Origin of the sequence: Nostoc sp. CCY0012 (genome assembly GCF_963920855.1) — a bacterium.
GTDB lineage: Bacteria > Cyanobacteriota > Cyanobacteriia > Cyanobacteriales > Nostocaceae > Cyanocohniella.
This window is the reverse complement of sequence record NZ_CAWUDM010000052.1, coordinates 1-16,759: the sequence shown is the minus strand read 5'-3', so window position 1 is coordinate 16,759 and position 16,759 is coordinate 1. Positions and strand designations below refer to the sequence as shown.

Below are 16,759 nucleotides of genomic sequence, written 5' to 3'. Positions count from 1 at the left end.
TTTAGATGGGAAAAACTCGGAACCCCCTGTGGGGATCAGGGGCAATGGGGATTGGGGGTAACTAATGAGCAATATTACCCTGAGGGTAGTCATAGGGCTAATGACTACAACCAATCATCGTCATCGTCATCCCAGTTATCTTGATAGCTGGGGCGAGAGGGTTTGCGAGAAGAACGGTTGTCGTAGGCTGGGGGACGGTTGTCGTAGGCTGGAGGACGGTTATTGTCTCTACCGTAGTTCTGATCGTAGTCTCTGCCATAGTCTTTGCCGTAATAATCTCTGCCATAGGAATCACGTTCTCGATATGTATCACGGGAAAAATCCCGATCGCGTTCCTTGTCTCCACCTGTAAAAATGTCCCGAATTGTCCCAAACAAGTCTTCGTCTTCGTCCTCAGCGTAATACTCGCGGACTTCCCGGTTTAGTTCGTACAGTGCATCTTGTAAATCGGCGTATGCTTGATCTATGCCGCGATCGTCGTCTTCTTTGAGGCTGTCACGCAGTTCCCGGCAAATACTATCAATGCGCTGGCGGCGGTTGCGGGCAAACTGCATTCCAAATTCCAGTGCTACTTCTCTAAGTTGTCGTTCTGCTTGTAAAATCAAAGCTTCAGAACGAGTGCGTTTTTCTACTCTTTCTTTGCGTTCTCGGTCAACATCGGCGTATTTTTGAGCATCTTGAATCATCCGATTCACTTCTGATTCACTCAGGGTGGAAGCGCCTTGAATTGTGATGCTTTGTTCTCTACCCGTGGTTCTATCGAGGGCTGTTACCTGCAAAATTCCGTTGGCATCAATATCAAATGATACTTGTACTTGGGGAATGCCTCGTGGTGCTGGGGGAATACCATAGAGCTTGAAACGCCCCAGTGACTTATTATTTGCTGCCATTTCCCGCTCACCTTGGACTACGTGAATTTCCACAGTGTTTTGGTTATTTTCTGATGTGGAAAAAATGTCAGAACGACGCACTGGGATGGTAGTGTTGCGGGGAATGAGTTTTTTCATCACGCCGCCGATGGTTTCCAATCCTAAAGATAGGGGTGTGACATCCAACAGCAGCACATCTTTGAGTTCACCTGCGAGAATACCTGCTTGAATGGCTGCACCCACAGCTACTACTTCATCAGGGTTGACGTTTTCGTTGGGTTCTATACCAATTAAGTCGCGCACTAACTGCTTAACTATGGGCATCCGTGTGGAACCACCAACTAGGACAACTTCTTCAATGTCCATTGCTGAAAGTCCGGCATCTTTAAGGGCGCGTTTGACTGGTGTGCGTATGCGTCCAATTAAATCAAGACACAAACCTTCAAATTGGGCGCGAGTGAGGCGAGTTTCTAGGTGTTTGGGGCCGTCTTCAGTAGCGGTGATGAAGGGTAAATTGATATCGGTGACGCTAACTGCCGAAAGTTCTATTTTTGCTTTTTCCGCAGCTTCCATCAGACGTTGTAACGCTTGGCGATCGCGTCTTAAGTCTACACCTTCAGTTTCCAGAAATTGCTCTGCTAACCAATCTACTATTTGTTTGTCAAAGTCATTACCGCCTAGTTGTGTATCTCCACTAGTGGCTTTTACTTCAAAGATGCCATCGCCTACTTCTAAAATCGACACGTCAAAGGTGCCACCACCCAAGTCAAATACGAGGATAGTTTCGGTTGTCCCCCGATCTAATCCATAAGCCAAAGATGCGGCTGTAGGTTCATTAAGAATCCGCAACACTTCTAAACCGGCAATTCTGCCAGCATCGCGGGTGGCCTGTCGTTGAGAATCATTAAAATAAGCAGGAACTGTAATTACTACCCCTGTAACTGGTTCTCCTAGATATGTACTGGCATCATCAGCCAGTTTTTTCAGCACCATGGCCGAAATTTCTTCTGGGGCGAAATTCTTTTTCAAACGGGGACAGGGAATAGAAATATTACCTAATTCGTTTTTGCGGATAGTATAAGGTACACGCTTAGATTCCGGACTCAGTTCACTATACTGCCTACCAATAAAGCGTTTAACTGCAAAAAATGTGTTTTGTGGGTTGAGGACGGTTTGCCGTCTTGCCATTTGGCCAACCACCTTTTCGCCCTCTTTGCTGAAGCCGACAACGGAGGGGGTTGTTCGCATTCCTTCTGCATTGGCAATCACCACCGGCTTGCCACCCTCCATTACGGCGACTACTGAGTTGGTTGTACCCAAGTCGATGCCGACTACCTTGCCCATGCGTTACTCTTCTCCTAGCGTGTCTTGTACTTTTAATTTGATTATGCCGGACTACCTCTAGCTGTTTGCTATCGGATGAAAACACCTCAATGGTATGATAATCATCATTAAGGTAAGAAGTAGAAAAGTTTAAGCTTGAGGAGCTAGTTGCAAGACTAGGATAACATTGACGATGCTGAGTATGTCCAAGCAGCCGCAAATCTTATCGCCTCAACACAGGGCTTTATCATGGCTTCAAGTTGGGAAATCCACCCTCATAAAAGTTGCTTTTCCCTTTTTATCGATTCAAAAAGTTGATATGGCAACTATTTTAAACATTTGATTTTACAACAGAGATTACAAAATCATCTGCGGCAGATAGCACGAGAACGCGATCCCTACTTAGCGACGGCAGGTCATTTTTTTGTCCAAGAATACATCCGCCAAGAATTTTCTCAATGGGGAAGTGTGGATTTCCACACCTTTCAAGTAGGCAGCAAAACCTGTAAAAATCTCATTCTCGATTTACCGTGCCAAAGTGAATCAAAAAAGAAGAATTTACCTCCGATTTTAATTGCGGCTCACTATGATGCTGTTCCCGGAACACCAGGGGCAGATGATAATGCTACAGGTGTGGCAGTATTGTTGGAATTAGCCAGAAAATTTGCTGCTGAACCAGGCAAATATCCTTTACGGATGGTTGCTTTTGATATGGAAGAATATGGCTTGCTGGGTAGTGCCGAATATGCAGCCTTATTGCATGAACAACAGCAACCACTACGCTTGATGATGTCTTTGGAAATGTTAGGATATCGTGATTTTACGCCTGGTTCTCAGCGCTATCCATCTCCTCTACAACGCTTTTATCCGCCTCAGGGCGATTTTATTGCGTTGATTGGTAACTTACGCACCATCCGTGACTTAATTGGGATGAGTCGGAGTATTCGTAAAGCTGGTGTATCTAGTCAATGGTTACCAGCGCCAAATCGCGGTTTGATAGTTCCCCAAACTAGACAAAGTGATCATGCGCCGTTTTGGGATTTGGGTTATGCAGCAATTATGGTGACAGATACGGCGTTTTTAAGGAATCCTCATTATCATAAACCTAGTGATGCGATCGCTACTTTAGATTTAGATTTTCTCACAGGTGTTTGTGAAGGTTTAGAAGTTGCTATTAGAGGTTTATGAATCTGTGAATTATGGTTATTTTCTTAAGAAGATATTTTTTTGAAATTTCAGGCGATATCATCCTTAGTGTAAGATAAAATTAAAATAAGGTATCTTATAGAATAATTTTTTATAAGATATAGAAACACACTATTTATTGTGGGTTTTTATGCTTTGCCATAACACATCCCAGATTCCCTAATTTACGTTCAAATTATATATGGTAAATCGTTATCGTTTTCATTATTTTTATTAGAGTTAATTAACATATTAATATAGTTTTTAGTAGTGTTTGTTGTTGATTTAATACAACTTATACTATGATTTCTACAATGATTGAGATTATTAAGAATAGCAATTCCATTATCTCCTATTATGCTGTTAGCCTTGTCTACTTGAGAACTTGTGTGTTGACCTGTTTTGCAATAACGAGCAAAATGCTCACAGTTATTATAAAAAAAATTATACCGTTTTTCCCCTAGTCTTCGTTTTGCTCTAGCGATTACAATTAGCGATTGATCGCATAAATCGTATGGCTCAGTATAAATTTTGTTTCCTTTGGCAAACTCATTAAAAGAAACCCAGCGGATTATTCCACAATTTTCATTTTTATAATTTTTTTGGTAATGAATAACAGTTTGATTACCACAATCAATTCCATGATGATATATTATGGAATGACCAATTCGGTTAGCTTGACAGTAAATGTGATCTCCTTGTGCCATAATTTCTCTCTATATATTTAGATAAATTTAAATTAGTAGAAAAAACTAGATAATATAAATGTTATTAGCATGGTCGTTTTTTGAAATTCGTATAAACTAGGAAAATTTTGTGTAGATTAGATGAAGAGTACTAGCGTGATCTGACTAAATTGATGCAAAAAAAATTGTAGTAGCGCGTCTAGTCTAATTTATTGGGTTAAATAATCAATGATCATAATTGAATTTTTCTTCCATCTGATGAACCCAACATTTTCAGCTTGTCACGCCAGTAGGTTGGAGCGCCACTCACGTGGGCGGGTTTCCCGGCTTGGGGCGAGTGGCGTTTGACGCAAGGAAACCCAACACCAATATCCCTGTTGAGTTTCTCAGATCAATGTTGGGTTGCGCTGCGCTTAACCCAACCTACATTTAATGCTTTAAATATCAGACATATATTTGTGTGTTAATGCCTAAATCGTTTATCAATTCCGTGAGTGATTTTTCACGCAAACGAGATAATTCTGCCAAATATTCAATACGTTGTACTTGCAGGTTTTCTATTTGTTCAGTTAACCTCAACAATTCCTGATACTCGTCTGAATTGAGAGTTTCATTTTCTCTTTTTACAATTAATTCATTATAGTAATTTTGAATATCTAAAGGAACACCTTGATTAATTTTTAATAATAATTCTGCCTCTGATTTTTGCAAATTAGATGCTTTTAGTTGTGCCTGCAACATAATAACTTGAGAAACAAATTGCTCTAAATCTTCATGACTTAACTGCTCAACAGCTTTTATTAATTCTGCTGATGACAGTTGTACTTCTAATTTTACTGTTGACATTCTTGTTCACCAGTTAATTTATTCATATTCTATCAAGACAACCTTCTAAATCTGTGTTTATGGGCAAGTCGTATTAGTTAACTGCAAGCAGATCGCACTCTAATTACACTCTAATAAAAAGCACGATCGCTTGTAAAACTATTGCACTGTATATGTAACAAAAATATCTTTCTTCATCTCTACTTCTGCGGGATTATCTGGATTGAAAGATGGAAAAGATAATAACCCCCCAAAAGAAGGTAAAGGTAATCCCGCCTTGGAACTACATGAGGGATATAGCAATGTATAAAATGGCTCGGCTACAGAAGCATTACCAAGTTTTGCACCCATAGCTGTAGCTAAAGCTTGAGCGCGGCTTTGAGCATCTTTCATGGCTGATTGATATGCTGCACTCTGCAAAGCCTGACAGTCGGTTACTGCATAATTTACACCGACATTATTAATTGTTAGATTATCAAGTTTATTAGTTGCTGCATTTGCTGTAGCAATTATTTCTTTGACTCGATCACTTGTTGGTTTTTCTAACCTCACCAATATTTTGGCTTGATTTTCACTGGGTTGTACTTTAATGTTGTTAGCTCTAATACCTTTAGCCACTAAGCTATCTACTATAGGCTTAAGAGTTGCTTGATTTAGGGCTATTTGGCTAGCTAAAGTTAGTTTACGTGAAATTGGTGCTGGTTTTTGCTGATTTAAAAGTACATTTGTTGAGGATGAGCGCAGGCTGATTGGTAGAGATGATAGTTGCGATTCCAACTCATTATTATTACTATCAGTACCGATGACTAATTCAATATCTGCTGTATCGGCTGGCACTTTGACTATACCCTGACCAATAACCATCAAGGAATTGCGATCGCTTGCTGGGGGATAAAACAATTGAGCATTGGCAAGTCTGGGCGTTAAGGCTTCTGTACTGATAGCCAATGTAGCACTCATCAGTATGAAAGCAGTGATTTTTTTCATGGCGTGGATATTTCTTTCAAGAGATTACTTGTCAAAGTTTACACGCCAAAATTAAAATTAGGGACTAGGGACAAAATATTTTCATGTCCTTGTTGTGGTCTTTTGTCTGTGAGTATCTAACTGCTAAAGAATTTATGTACAAATCCTACTACAGCTTGTCGCGGGAAAAATCTGGGTATATTCACTTGTATTTTTTGGCTGATAGTACCAGGAACTACATTACATTTATTCTTTTCTAATGCTTGGAGTGCTGTACGTACTACTTCTTCTGGAGAAGTATAATTTTTACCTAAAGAATCCATCAGAACATTGGGAAATTGTGCTTCTTGAAAAAATTGTGTTTCTGTTGGCCCAGGACAAACGGCTAAGATACGCACACCATGTTGTTGATTCTCTGACCATAGTGCTTCACTAAAACTTAAGACAAAAGCTTTACTGGCAGCATAAACTGAAAAGTAAGGAATGGGTTGAAACGCCGCAGTTGAAGCTAAATTGATGATTCCTCCCGATTTTCGCTGTCGCATTCCTGGCAGAAATTTTTGCGTGATATCAACTAATGCCAAAATATTTAGTTGTATCATTTTAACTTGCCGTTCGTCGTCTTGTTCAGCAAAATCGCCATAATCACCAAAACCAGCATTATTAATTAACAGGTCAATGGTGATTTTTTTGTTGCTGACGGCATCGTATACTACTTGTGCCGCTTGTGGTGCTGTTAAGTCTTGGACTATGTAGTCCACTTGAATTTTGTATTTTTCTTGCAGCGTAGACTTGAGGTGTTCTAGTTTATCTGCTGAACGAGCTACTAAAACTAAATTGTGATGACGAGAGGCTAATTCTTGGGCAAAAGCAGCACCAATTCCTGCTGATGCGCCTGTGATCAGAGTAGTTGTCATAATTGTGACTATTTTAAGAGTTTTAACGAAAATACTTCTTAGCAGCTACCTCAGGCACCCCATTGTAGTGCTTGACTAATTTTCTCGGCTAGTTCAAAGGGTGAAAAGGTTTAGCGATCGCCTGTTTATCTTTACCCAAATTTAGTTCAACTACTGTATAGCCAATTACTTCTTCTAGAGAATAATCATTCAGCAAAATCAGGTTAGGTGTTGCAGACATAATTCCTGGTTCTCTGCTATTTTTTTCGCCAAAAACTGTATTATTCTGAAATATTTGTGCAAAACTTTCTCTGAAACGGCAGCGATGACTATCCGCCATGCGACTGAAACTGACTTACCTGCAATCGTAGCAATTTATAATGCGGCAATTCCCCACCGCACAGCAACCGCTGATTTAGAACCAGTGTCTGTGCAAAGTCGCTTTGCTTGGTTTCAAGGGCGATCGCCTTCACATCGACCGTTGTGGGTGGTAGAAGTAGAAGGTATAGTTGTAGGGTGGCTGAGTTTTCAATCTTTTTATGGGCGGCCAGCTTATAATTCCACCGCCGAAATTAGTATTTATATTGCCCCTGCTGTTCATCGATGTGGATTAGGAGGACAACTGTTAGCCAAAGCCATCCAAGAAAGTCCTAATTTGGGTTTAAAAACGCTTTTGGGCTTTATTTTTGCCCATAATCAACCTAGTTTACGGTTATTTGAATCCTTCGGGTTTCAACAATGGGGATATTTGCCACAAGTTGCAGAACTTGATGGTACAGAACGGGACTTGATTATTATGGGGCTGCGAATTTAAGACAACAGTTTCCGAGTCTAGCGTTTTAAGATTTTCTGTTTCGCTAACGTCCGGCGCTGACGTCCATTCTCAGATTTGTTTTGTCGCAACGGTACTACTTCAGCTTCACTACTCTCACGCGCTACCCGAATTAGTAATCCAATAGAAACTAAGCTGGAAATAATAGAATTACCGCCATAGCTAAACATGGGTAGCGGTAAGCCTGTAGTTGGTAAGGCACCTGTCGCCACAGCAATATGTAGCAATGATTGCCCAATAATCACAATGATTACACCACTGGCTATGAGGCGATTTACTGGGTTTTTCGCCTTTAATGCCACAATTAGTCCTAAAGCGGCAAATAAAGTTAAAAGTATCAAAAGTACGATACTGCCAACAAAGCCAAATTCTTCGGCAAACACTGCAAAGATAAAATCAGTGTCCTGAATTGGCAAATAAAACAGCTTTTGTTGGGAAAGTCCAAATCCAGCCCCCCAAGGGCCACCAGAACCTACAGCTAACAAACTTTGTACTAATTGGTAACCATCACCTGTAGGATCAGCCCAAGGATTGAGGAACGACATCACCCGCTTTCGCTGATACTCTTTGATACTAATACTGAGTACGGCTAGGAGTATACCACCAATTGCTGTTCCTCCTAAATACTTGTAAGGTAAGCCAGCCGCTAAAGCAATTAACCACATAGTCATCCCACAGAGTGCAGCTGTACTTAAGTTAGGCTGGGCGAGGATTCCCAAAAGTACTAAACCAAAAATACCTAACCAAATTAAACGCACTAGCCAAGTCAAACGTTCCCACTGTCCAAACAGTCGGGCGCTTTGCAGCACCAAAAAGGGTTTAATTAATTCTGAAGGTTGGAGGGGAATGGGCCCAATGGCTATCCAACGTGCGGCATCAAAAGCCTTTCTCCCTACTCCGGGAATCAAGGTGGCAAAAATTAACGCCAAAAATACTGCTAAAAACCAATGGGACATCCCCAGAATTTTCCTGAGGGGTTGATTCACAATTATGTTGAATCCAATTAAGGCCACTAAAGCCCAAACGACTTGACGCTTAAAGTAATATAGTCCATCTCCTTGACGCGCATCGGCAACGGCATAAGATGCTGAAAATAGCATGATTAGTCCTACAGACAGCCAAATCAATGTTAACCAGCGCAGTAATCGCGCTTCTAAGGCCCAAGTAGCGACGGAATTATCAAAAATGGGAATCAGATGGCGTAGATTCACGATTCAATACAGGTAAAAATTTAGTAATTAGAAGATAAAATTCATAACTTACAACTTATAACTCATAATCTGATGCATTGCTTGCACAGCACCGTTAATATAAGTTGAGACAACGGAAGTTTTTTGTGTTGCTACTTGATCTAGAAGTATGCTCACAGTGGCAACAGCTTCTTGAATATTCTTGACCCAATAACCCTTGCTGGCTCGTTTTTTTTGGCGATCGTACAGTCGATGAAAAGCTAATGCTACTAAAGGTACACCCACAGCGGCACATTCGTAAACTGTGTTGTATCCAGCCCCACCTATAACTACGTCGGCTGCGGCTAGGCATTCAATACCTGGATGGTGAGACACCCACAAAGCTTGTGGAACATCTACCGGACAATCAGGTGCTAAAATTCTCACGGCGCATTCGGGAAATCTTTGATGTAGTTCCAGGGCTATTTGTGTAAAAATACTTAACTCGGATGCTTGCCCGGCTGCACACACAAGGATAGTTTTTACGGACTTATCTACTCTGAGGATATGCGATCGCGTGACATTTCTCTCTGGTAATTCCTCAGCATTACGAATCAACCAAGGTGCTGTGTGGTGAACACCAGGTAAGTCACACAACCCTAAATCTGTACCTTCTCCTGGTACAATCACAGCATCAAAATTTTTCTTGACAAAAGACTCTAAACCCTTGGCAGTAATATATTTTGGGTTAATATCCCGATGAATTAAAATCCGGGGGATAGGATACAACTGCGGTAATATATCTGCCAATTCACCCCCCAAGCCTCTGGGAAAGGTATCAATAATTAAGCCATCGTAGCGAGTATTCAGTAAAATTTCTCGGACTTGTAAACAGGTTGCCGAAAAACTGATATTGTTGGAAATCCAATGTATTACACACCCTTCATGATTCATGTAATGTGTATAAGGACTATTGGTAATAATCCTAACTTTTCTGTGGTGTGCAGCAATTCTTCCTAGAGATAACGCCCGATTTAAATGCCCCCATCCACCACCTAAAGCATAAATTAACCAAGTTTTTTGCAAAATACAAATAATCTATAATAACTGTTCAACTAGCTCCCATATCATATTCAAAATCTGTATCACTTTCATGTTCTAAACTTACAGCATCTGCTTCTGTAAAATTGACATTACCTGTATAGGGATCATAGACATAATAAGCTTTATTCTCGTAATAGCTATGACCCCAGTCACCAGAGCCATAATTGCCATAGTTACCGTAAAAGGCATAGTCTTCTTCGTAGGACTCATCACAGTGAGGACAGCCAATATTATCAGTGCGATCGCAGCGTCGTTTAAATAGAAATCCTACCAGGCGATCGCAGACATTTGATCCTGCTGAGGAGGCTAACTTGACTTCTATTTCACAGTTACCAATTTGCAGGCGATCGCCATTTTTCAATTTACCATCATTTACGAATAAACCATTAACTTTTATGCCCAGATTTGTATTTTGAGCAATAATCATTAATTCTTGATTATGCCAATCAATCAAAGCATGATAATCTGCAACTAAATCATCATTAATTACCACCCTAGAAACTCGTTTACCATTAATTTCCTGTGGCATTTGCTGAAAACTGCGCCCAATCACCACTGGTGTTTCTAATAATGGTTCTCGGCGTTCTGCGGTATTTGGATCTATCCAAGTAAGTTGAATTTGCAAGTTTTATTGCCCCCCTGTTAAATTTACAGCATAAGCTAAAGCCGCTTGTTGTTCACGCGTGAGAATGTCTAATCCAAAACAAGCAAATGCAATGGGTGCTATTTCCGATTTTGTAGAAAATACTGTGTTTGCAGATGCATTCCTTAAAGAAGTTTTACCATCTCTAATCCTGATTTGATACACTAAATTTTGCTGTGTTGTATTAATTTCCCACCTATCCTTTTGCGTTTTTATCTGATAAATTTCTTTTTTAGCAGTATCTTCTAAAGTATAGTTTTGATCATTCTGTCGCTTGAGGATATACAACGATTGAGTTTGTTCTGGGTTTTTTAGTGTCCACAGGCCTTTTTCTCTAATTACGTAACCTAAAACTTTATCTGAAGCATTTTTAATTTTAAGTTTTCCTGGTTCTTCTTCTCGCATTTTGGCTAATTCTTGATCATTACCATCTACTAATTTAGCTCCATTTGCTTGCTGCTTTAAGGAAAATAAATCTGCTCCAAACTCAGTCTTAAATTTAATTTTTTCTGTAGAGTTAGTAACCGCAATTGCCGTAGGTGTGGTTTCTGAAATATTTTTTTGTGGTAACTCATTTACTGTCTGTTTATTACACCCTAAAATTAAGGTTATTAAAAAAGCCGAAATCAGAAAAATAATTTTCATACTTTATCCTTAGAAAGCATCTTTCCTAAATTGAGGATTTGATATAAACTCAAAAACATAGCTACAATTGTTTGATATATCTCTTCTTGAATTTCTGATTGATTGGGCGAGATTCTCACAATAAGATGCATAGCTTTATCTGTAATTTTTAAATTTCTGATAACAGCTACTTGAGGTAGCTTGATGGCATCTCTAATTTCATTTTTTAAAATTTTTACTGCTCCATAACGACGTTGAGGATAAGTTAAACTTAAATTGATATCTAAGCCTACTGATTTAACTTTTGATTTATACTTACTCTTGCCACTCCTACCACGTTTCCAGCCATATTGTTTTTTGGTTAGCCCCATAGTAGTTAATTTAAAGCGAGTTTTATCTAAAAATATTCCTTGAATATTTAACCACTGATTTTGATAAATATCTATTTTCCATCCTGATCGATAGGGATGTGGTATTGTATTTATTTTATTTTCGTTGATTTCATCGTTTTGAAAAGATAACTTTAGATAAACGTCAGATATTTCATCTAAATCTCGAACTAGCATATCTAAAATTTGCTTAGTGACTTTATAGCGATAATTAAGAATATTGAGTCTACTAAACTTAGACATCATTGCTAAGGAATAAACCCAGGCGATACCCAAACCTATACAGCCCAATTTTAGTAACAACGATAGTATACTGAGACTAGATACAATCAAACTCAGTACACCTAATACGGCTGCTCCTACAAAATAGTAAATAGCTTTTTTACCGTGTTTATTTTTCCTGATTTCTGCTAACTGAGAAAGTGCGTCTAAATCATTTAAATCAGTTGTGATAATAGTTAAAGGTGCCTTGACCTCATATGTTAAATTTTTACGAAATTGCTGTAATTCAATGGGCATATTATGCAAACCCCGTTAATTTAAATTAATCCCAGACATCTTGTTTTGTTGTGCAATTTTATAGATTTTTGTTAACTTTATTCAAAGTATTTTACAATTGATTTTTGTCAAAAGACTTTGGATAAAACTCGTATAAATAGCCGCCAGTATAACAAAGGGAAAACTAAGTGTCAACGAAGTATATAAAGTTTTATGAATAAACCGCAGATAGCTTATATTTGTTTTGATATTGTTCCCGCTCCCAAAGGGGCAGCGATTCATATTATGGCGTTCTCTATGGCCTTAGCTGGAGATTTTGATCATCTTCAGTTGGTGACAGTTTCACCTACAGCGGCTAGGATAGATGTCAACGAAATGTATCCACATATAAGGCAAACAATGTTGCCAGCTTTAGGTAAAAACTTGATTGCCAGAGTTTTGTATTTTCAAAATTCATTAAGGGTATGGTTGCAAGATCAGAGATTTGCTGTAGTTCATATTCGTTCAATTTACGAAGGTTTGATCATCGCCAGTAATAAACAGCAATATTGCGATCGCCTGATATTTGAAGTCAATGGTTTACCCTCAATTGAACTAAAATATCGCTATCCTGGGGTTACGGATGATCCAGTGTTACTTCACAAATTACATACCCAAGAACAAATTTGTTTAACAGCAGCCGACTTAATTGTGACACCAAGTAGTGTGACAGCGGCATATTTACAAAGTCGGGGTATACCAGCCCAGAAAATTAAAGTAATTCCCAATGGTGTAGATTTAAATGTATTTATTTATAAACACTCAAACACATTACCTACACTGAAGAATGACGCACCAAATGCCTTACAAATGATATATTTTGGCACACTTTCACCGTGGCAAGGTGTCAACTTAGCAATTGAAGCCTTAGAACTAGTAAATAAAGATTTTCCTGCCTATTTAACAGTAATAGGACAAGCCAGAGATTATCAAATCAAAAAGTTAAAGCAACTGGCATTAAAGTTGGGAGTTACAGATAAACTAACTATTTTAGAACCCACATCACAAACACAGTTAATAGAACATATCCATGCTGCTGATATGATTTTGGCACCATTAATGCCTAGCGATCGCAACTTAGTCCAAGGTTGCTGTCCCCTAAAAATTTTAGAAGGTATGGCGACGGGAGTTCCTGTAATTGCTAGTGATTTACCAGTGGTACGGGAACTTGGAGAAGACAAAGTACATTTTTTGTTAGTCAAGCCTGGTTCAGCCAAAGCCATTAAAGATGCGGTGTTGCAATTGCAAAACCAGAAAGAATTAGCCACCCAACTAGCAACCAACGCCCGTCAGCGCATTGAGCAATATTACACTTGGCAACGTGCTGGTGAAGCTTTAACCGCTGCTTATGGAGAATTGGGGATTAAACGATCAATCACAGTTTGAAGTCGTTGTTGCTCCTGGGCGATAGAATATTCATTGAGAATGCGATCGCCTGCTGCCTGAATCAGCATATTTTTTTGCGCTATTGGCATTGTCAGACATTCCAACACCGCTTCACCCAATCTATGCAACTGAGAACGAGGCAACAAAAAACCATTTTCACCATGTAAAATCACTTCTGGAATCCCCCCCGCATCACTAGCAATACAGCAACAACCACAAGCCATGGCCTCTAACAGTGCATTTGGCATTCCTTCCCACAGTGAAGGCTGGAGATAAATATCACAAAGTCGTAAATGTTCAGCAACTAACCGCGAATTTCCTAAATGTCCCGTAATCATGATTCTTTGGGCGTGTTCTGGCTGTTGAGTTTGATAAATTTGCAACACCGATTCCTGAGAAGCCCGTACCTCACCGATAATTAATAAACAAGCCGGGCGCTGACTGCGAACTGTTGTCAAAGCATTTAAAAGAAACTGCTGTCCCTTCTTTTCTCGTAATTCGCCACAAAATCCCATGACAACTTCATCAGGCGCAATTCCTAACGTTTCCCTAGTGATTTCTCCTGGTGATTGAAAGTTCGGCAAACAGAATATATCTGTATCCACTGCATTTTTCAACACCAACACATCATTTCGCCCACTAAGTAACTGAATTTTGCGAGACATATCAGCGCTGACAGCAGTAATGACACTGGCATTTTGTAACGTCCATTGTAGACGAGCAAAATCTCCTGGAGGAAACATTTCTTTGTCAATATCATTACCACGGGCGCTGACTGTACTCGGTATTCCTTGGAGTGCAGCAAACCAAGTAGCGAGAAAGCCACAAGGAAAAAGATAATGTCCCCACACAGCATTATAGTGATGAGTTTGGTGCAACCAATCGAGAAAATTTAGTGTATGAGGCATTGTCATATCCCAATGACGGTATAAGCCTATACGATAGATTCGAGATTTAGTATCTAGAGTTTCCGGTGGTAACACTTCACCCGGCTGTAAATAACGGCTCCAGGTAACAACATCAACTTCTATCCCCAATTGGCAGAGTGTCGTTACAAGACGTGTCGCACTAGTAGCTAAACCTCCCAAATCTGGTGCAAACCGTTCTGTAATTAATAAAAGACGTTTCATATTACGGTCAAGCAGGTTCCCACCTGTTGTAAATTAGTGACAACCGTTTTGTCCACATTGGCATTAATCTAATTTTTGTTTAAGAACTTTGTCTCAGAAATGCACAAATTAATATCATGATGTGGAGGGTAGCAAACTGTGAGGAGCTTTGGGACTGAGGAAGTTCGCTAATCTTTTTCCGGAGGACTTGCCAAGAATCATCCAAAGATCGCAGCTTGTCTTCCGAGAAGGAAAATGGCGAGAGGTGAGATACAAACGTGAAGAACGCACCGCATCAGGAGTATATAATTTTGTCACCCTAGAGGGAAAAGTATTCATTTGTAGAGCCAGTGCTAGAGTAGGAGGCAGACCAGTTGGTCATGTAGATTTAGCAATGGGAAAAGATGTAGACTACGCTGGTCGGCTTTACTTTTCGGGACGCACTAAAAGAGGTATTCTCCGCAAGTGGACTAATGAATCTGGACATTATCGACCTACCCCTGACTTGATGAGCAACGCAGGTTTACCCGAAGAACTTTTTGAGCCAGGTCAATTCAAAAGCCTAATCAGTGTAATTTTACTCCCTGATAATGATTAATACAGAATAGCCACTGCAAGATGACATCAGGATGCACTTAAGTCGGAAGAAGAAATGTCATAAGATATGAATAGGAAAGATAATATGACTAACCGATTTATTCCTGATACAAAAATTGCCGATTATAAGGCTTTACAACGGAGGCTCAGGAGTTTAGCAGAGTCAGAGCAGTTCGAGGAAATAAACGCCCTTTTAGATCGAGATTCTCTCATTGGTTTAAAGTTAGCTAATGCTGTTCTGAAAAACAAAAAATATCTTGAACTGCTTTTAGACCAAGGATTAGATAAAGCAAATGCCAGTGAAATAGAACTTTGGCTAAAGTATTTACTTCCACGTATTGGTTTCCGGCGCGTTATAGCCATTCTATCTAACAAATTATTAGAACAGCCTCAGCAAGTAGCTAGGGCGTTATATTGGTTACCAAAATTTTTACCCCCAGGTAACGAACAGGCTGCAATATTGCTGAAAAATCTTTTGAATCAGGAGAAACAGATGTTAGGAGAAGAGTATAAAACTGTTAACCCTTCAGGGCAAATTTACAAGTTAATTTTAAGAATAAAAAATACAGGTGAATTGGCAGTTTTTAGTGGATATCAATTGGGAAGTAAGGGTTCTAAAATAATTGTGGAAATTCTCAATGGAGAAGATTTATCTCCAACTGGTGGAGTTAGGCAAGTATCACCTAGAGAAATAGAAATTCTTGACCCACAACCTTATGAAGATTGAAATCTAAGGAAAAAACAACCACAAAAAAATCCCCGATTTGTTGAATATGTCGGGGATATGATTTTTTTCTATTTACTACCACCTATCTACCTTAAATACGAAGAAACGCAGGTAGGAGTTGTTTTAGTTTGCAATTCTTCAATAGTTAACCCGTGAATGGGAGCTGGGTCATTTAATCGGCGATTTCGGTTGACATTGGGTGCTTCCACAGTTAGATAAAGGATGCCCTTATAAATTAATTCCCGCAGCCATTCTTGGTTAGTTGCGGTGACGTAAGATGCCCACGTAGGTTGGCATTGATTGACATCTTGCAACAAGCGATACATTTGTTCGCTGATGGGATAAGTGGTGAAATAAGGATTATTGGGAGCAAATAACTCAATTTGGCGTTCTCCGGTTCGGGGACTCGTCTCTAATCTAAATCGCAAATCTGGAGACATTACCAAAAAGTAATCTTGGATTGGCGTTGCTTCTAATAACTGCCGTTGCTGGAAATATTCTTGTACTTGCTGGTGAATTGGCTGATGGGGATTGTGGATCGTGCGGCTGTAATATGAGCCGATATTATCCACCCGACAAATGAGAATATAACCAAAGTTGACAGTCCTTAAACCAGTGGTATGGAAATTTTGTAGCCATTGGTCTAACTCAGTGTTGTATTCATCCCAAGTCTGATTAAAAGCTGTATGACAGTGAGGAACTGAGAACAGAATATCATTGCGATCGGCAGTTCCCAACACTAATTTATGGGCGGCTCCACCTTGCCACCAATGTTCTAATTTAGACTCATACTCTTGAATATTCACTAAATCTGTGACAATAAACAGTCTGCCATCAGGCTTAACGGGTGACAAGGCAGTTGAAGATGAGATGTGGCAACAATTTGAGAAAA

General features: G+C 39.6%; 17 protein-coding genes and 1 pseudogene. 5 read left to right on the top strand and 13 right to left on the bottom strand.

Going from position 1 to position 16,759, the window contains the following annotated elements; translation table 11 throughout:
* Window positions 1-104 precede the first annotated feature (104 nt).
* The gene (gene dnaK, locus ACM0OS_RS16295; RefSeq protein WP_414544240.1) at window positions 105-2,213 is read right to left on the bottom strand and encodes a molecular chaperone DnaK; all 2,109 of its coding nucleotides are present in this window, start codon (window positions 2,211-2,213) and stop codon (window positions 105-107) included.
* Window positions 2,214-2,531: 318 nt separating this feature from the next.
* Here dnaK and ACM0OS_RS16290 point away from each other — a divergent pair, with 318 nt between their 5' ends.
* A complete protein-coding gene (locus ACM0OS_RS16290) occupies window positions 2,532-3,380 on the top strand; it encodes a M28 family peptidase (RefSeq protein ID WP_414544239.1) in 849 nt (282 codons plus the stop codon).
* Between the two features lie 188 nt (window positions 3,381-3,568).
* Here ACM0OS_RS16290 and ACM0OS_RS16285 read toward each other — a convergent pair whose 3' ends face one another.
* From ACM0OS_RS16285 to ACM0OS_RS16265, 5 genes are all read right to left on the bottom strand, one after another.
* Window positions 3,569-4,084, bottom strand: coding sequence for a lecithin retinol acyltransferase family protein (locus tag ACM0OS_RS16285; protein ID WP_414544238.1), 516 nt, complete (start codon window positions 4,082-4,084; stop codon window positions 3,569-3,571).
* A gap of 423 nt (window positions 4,085-4,507) precedes the next feature.
* Complete coding sequence (locus ACM0OS_RS16280; RefSeq protein ID WP_414544237.1) at window positions 4,508-4,909, bottom strand: STAS/SEC14 domain-containing protein; 402 nt, start codon at window positions 4,907-4,909, stop codon at window positions 4,508-4,510.
* Between the two features lie 138 nt (window positions 4,910-5,047).
* Entirely contained in the window at window positions 5,048-5,875 is an 828-nt protein-coding gene (locus ACM0OS_RS16275) for an SIMPL domain-containing protein (protein ID WP_414544236.1), read from the bottom strand.
* Between the two features lie 116 nt (window positions 5,876-5,991).
* Entirely contained in the window at window positions 5,992-6,771 is a 780-nt protein-coding gene (locus tag ACM0OS_RS16270; protein ID WP_414544235.1) for an SDR family NAD(P)-dependent oxidoreductase, read from the bottom strand.
* Window positions 6,772-6,859: 88 nt separating this feature from the next.
* The gene (locus ACM0OS_RS16265; RefSeq protein ID WP_414544234.1) at window positions 6,860-6,991 is read right to left on the bottom strand and encodes a hypothetical protein; all 132 of its coding nucleotides are present in this window, start codon (window positions 6,989-6,991) and stop codon (window positions 6,860-6,862) included.
* An 84-nt stretch (window positions 6,992-7,075) separates the two neighbouring features.
* Here ACM0OS_RS16265 and ACM0OS_RS16260 point away from each other — a divergent pair, with 84 nt between their 5' ends.
* Entirely contained in the window at window positions 7,076-7,564 is a 489-nt protein-coding gene (locus ACM0OS_RS16260) for an N-acetyltransferase family protein (protein WP_414544233.1), read from the top strand.
* 17 nt (window positions 7,565-7,581) lie between these two features.
* Here ACM0OS_RS16260 and ACM0OS_RS16255 read toward each other — a convergent pair whose 3' ends face one another.
* The 5 genes from ACM0OS_RS16255 to ACM0OS_RS16235 are packed head-to-tail and all read right to left on the bottom strand — an operon-like array spanning window position 7,582 to window position 12,030.
* Entirely contained in the window at window positions 7,582-8,793 is a 1,212-nt protein-coding gene (locus ACM0OS_RS16255; protein ID WP_414544232.1) for an FtsW/RodA/SpoVE family cell cycle protein, read from the bottom strand.
* Between the two features lie 48 nt (window positions 8,794-8,841).
* The gene (locus ACM0OS_RS16250; protein WP_414544231.1) at window positions 8,842-9,837 is read right to left on the bottom strand and encodes a UDP-N-acetylglucosamine--LPS N-acetylglucosamine transferase; all 996 of its coding nucleotides are present in this window, start codon (window positions 9,835-9,837) and stop codon (window positions 8,842-8,844) included.
* Window positions 9,838-9,862: 25 nt separating this feature from the next.
* Window positions 9,863-10,480 (bottom strand): FHA domain-containing protein, encoded by a 618-nt coding sequence (locus ACM0OS_RS16245; RefSeq protein ID WP_414544230.1) that lies wholly within the window; start codon window positions 10,478-10,480, stop codon window positions 9,863-9,865.
* 3 nt (window positions 10,481-10,483) lie between these two features.
* On the bottom strand, window positions 10,484-11,143 hold the full coding sequence (locus ACM0OS_RS16240; RefSeq protein WP_414544229.1) for a hypothetical protein: 660 nt from the start codon (window positions 11,141-11,143) through the stop codon (window positions 10,484-10,486).
* On the bottom strand, window positions 11,140-12,030 hold the full coding sequence (locus ACM0OS_RS16235; RefSeq protein ID WP_414544228.1) for a hypothetical protein: 891 nt from the start codon (window positions 12,028-12,030) through the stop codon (window positions 11,140-11,142). The genes ACM0OS_RS16240 and ACM0OS_RS16235 overlap by 4 nt, the downstream gene beginning before the upstream one ends.
* A 192-nt stretch (window positions 12,031-12,222) precedes the next feature.
* Here ACM0OS_RS16235 and ACM0OS_RS16230 point away from each other — a divergent pair, with 192 nt between their 5' ends.
* On the top strand, window positions 12,223-13,434 hold the full coding sequence (locus tag ACM0OS_RS16230; RefSeq protein WP_414544227.1) for a glycosyltransferase family 4 protein: 1,212 nt from the start codon (window positions 12,223-12,225) through the stop codon (window positions 13,432-13,434).
* Here ACM0OS_RS16230 and ACM0OS_RS16225 read toward each other — a convergent pair.
* Window positions 13,395-14,564 (bottom strand): glycosyltransferase, encoded by a 1,170-nt coding sequence (locus tag ACM0OS_RS16225; RefSeq protein ID WP_414544226.1) that lies wholly within the window; start codon window positions 14,562-14,564, stop codon window positions 13,395-13,397. The genes ACM0OS_RS16230 and ACM0OS_RS16225 overlap by 40 nt on opposite strands.
* 187 nt (window positions 14,565-14,751) lie before the next feature.
* Here ACM0OS_RS16225 and ACM0OS_RS16220 point away from each other — a divergent pair, with 187 nt between their 5' ends.
* Together ACM0OS_RS16220 and ACM0OS_RS16215 are read left to right on the top strand one after the other, a co-directional pair.
* Window positions 14,752-15,141 carry a hypothetical protein gene (locus tag ACM0OS_RS16220; protein ID WP_414544225.1) on the top strand — a complete coding sequence of 130 codons (390 nt, stop codon included), beginning with the start codon at window positions 14,752-14,754 and terminating at the stop codon, window positions 15,139-15,141.
* Between the two features lie 84 nt (window positions 15,142-15,225).
* A complete protein-coding gene (locus tag ACM0OS_RS16215) occupies window positions 15,226-15,867 on the top strand; it encodes a hypothetical protein (protein ID WP_414544224.1) in 642 nt (213 codons plus the stop codon).
* A gap of 86 nt (window positions 15,868-15,953) precedes the next feature.
* Here the strand turns inward: ACM0OS_RS16215 and ACM0OS_RS16210 are convergent.
* Window positions 15,954-16,759, bottom strand: a pseudogene (locus ACM0OS_RS16210) (carbamoyltransferase); the annotation flags it as partial.

Bases quoted from the DNA above. Each gene is read 5' to 3' on its own strand.
- ACM0OS_RS16260 (WP_414544233.1), top strand. From the start codon at position 7,076: ATGACTATCCGCCATGCGACTGAAACTGACTTACCTGCAATCGTAGCA.
- ACM0OS_RS16235 (WP_414544228.1), bottom strand. From the start codon at position 12,030: ATGCCCATTGAATTACAGCAATTTCGTAAAAATTTAACATATGAGGTC.
- ACM0OS_RS16265 (WP_414544234.1), bottom strand. From the start codon at position 6,991: ATGTCTGCAACACCTAACCTGATTTTGCTGAATGATTATTCTCTAGAA.
- ACM0OS_RS16280 (WP_414544237.1), bottom strand. From the start codon at position 4,909: ATGTCAACAGTAAAATTAGAAGTACAACTGTCATCAGCAGAATTAATA.
- ACM0OS_RS16275 (WP_414544236.1), bottom strand. From the start codon at position 5,875: ATGAAAAAAATCACTGCTTTCATACTGATGAGTGCTACATTGGCTATC.
- ACM0OS_RS16215 (WP_414544224.1), top strand. From the start codon at position 15,226: ATGACTAACCGATTTATTCCTGATACAAAAATTGCCGATTATAAGGCT.
- ACM0OS_RS16225 (WP_414544226.1), bottom strand. From the start codon at position 14,564: ATGAAACGTCTTTTATTAATTACAGAACGGTTTGCACCAGATTTGGGA.
- ACM0OS_RS16230 (WP_414544227.1), top strand. From the start codon at position 12,223: ATGAATAAACCGCAGATAGCTTATATTTGTTTTGATATTGTTCCCGCT.
- ACM0OS_RS16270 (WP_414544235.1), bottom strand. From the start codon at position 6,771: ATGACAACTACTCTGATCACAGGCGCATCAGCAGGAATTGGTGCTGCT.
- dnaK (WP_414544240.1), bottom strand. From the start codon at position 2,213: ATGGGCAAGGTAGTCGGCATCGACTTGGGTACAACCAACTCAGTAGTC.
- ACM0OS_RS16285 (WP_414544238.1), bottom strand. From the start codon at position 4,084: ATGGCACAAGGAGATCACATTTACTGTCAAGCTAACCGAATTGGTCAT.
- ACM0OS_RS16240 (WP_414544229.1), bottom strand. From the start codon at position 11,143: ATGAAAATTATTTTTCTGATTTCGGCTTTTTTAATAACCTTAATTTTA.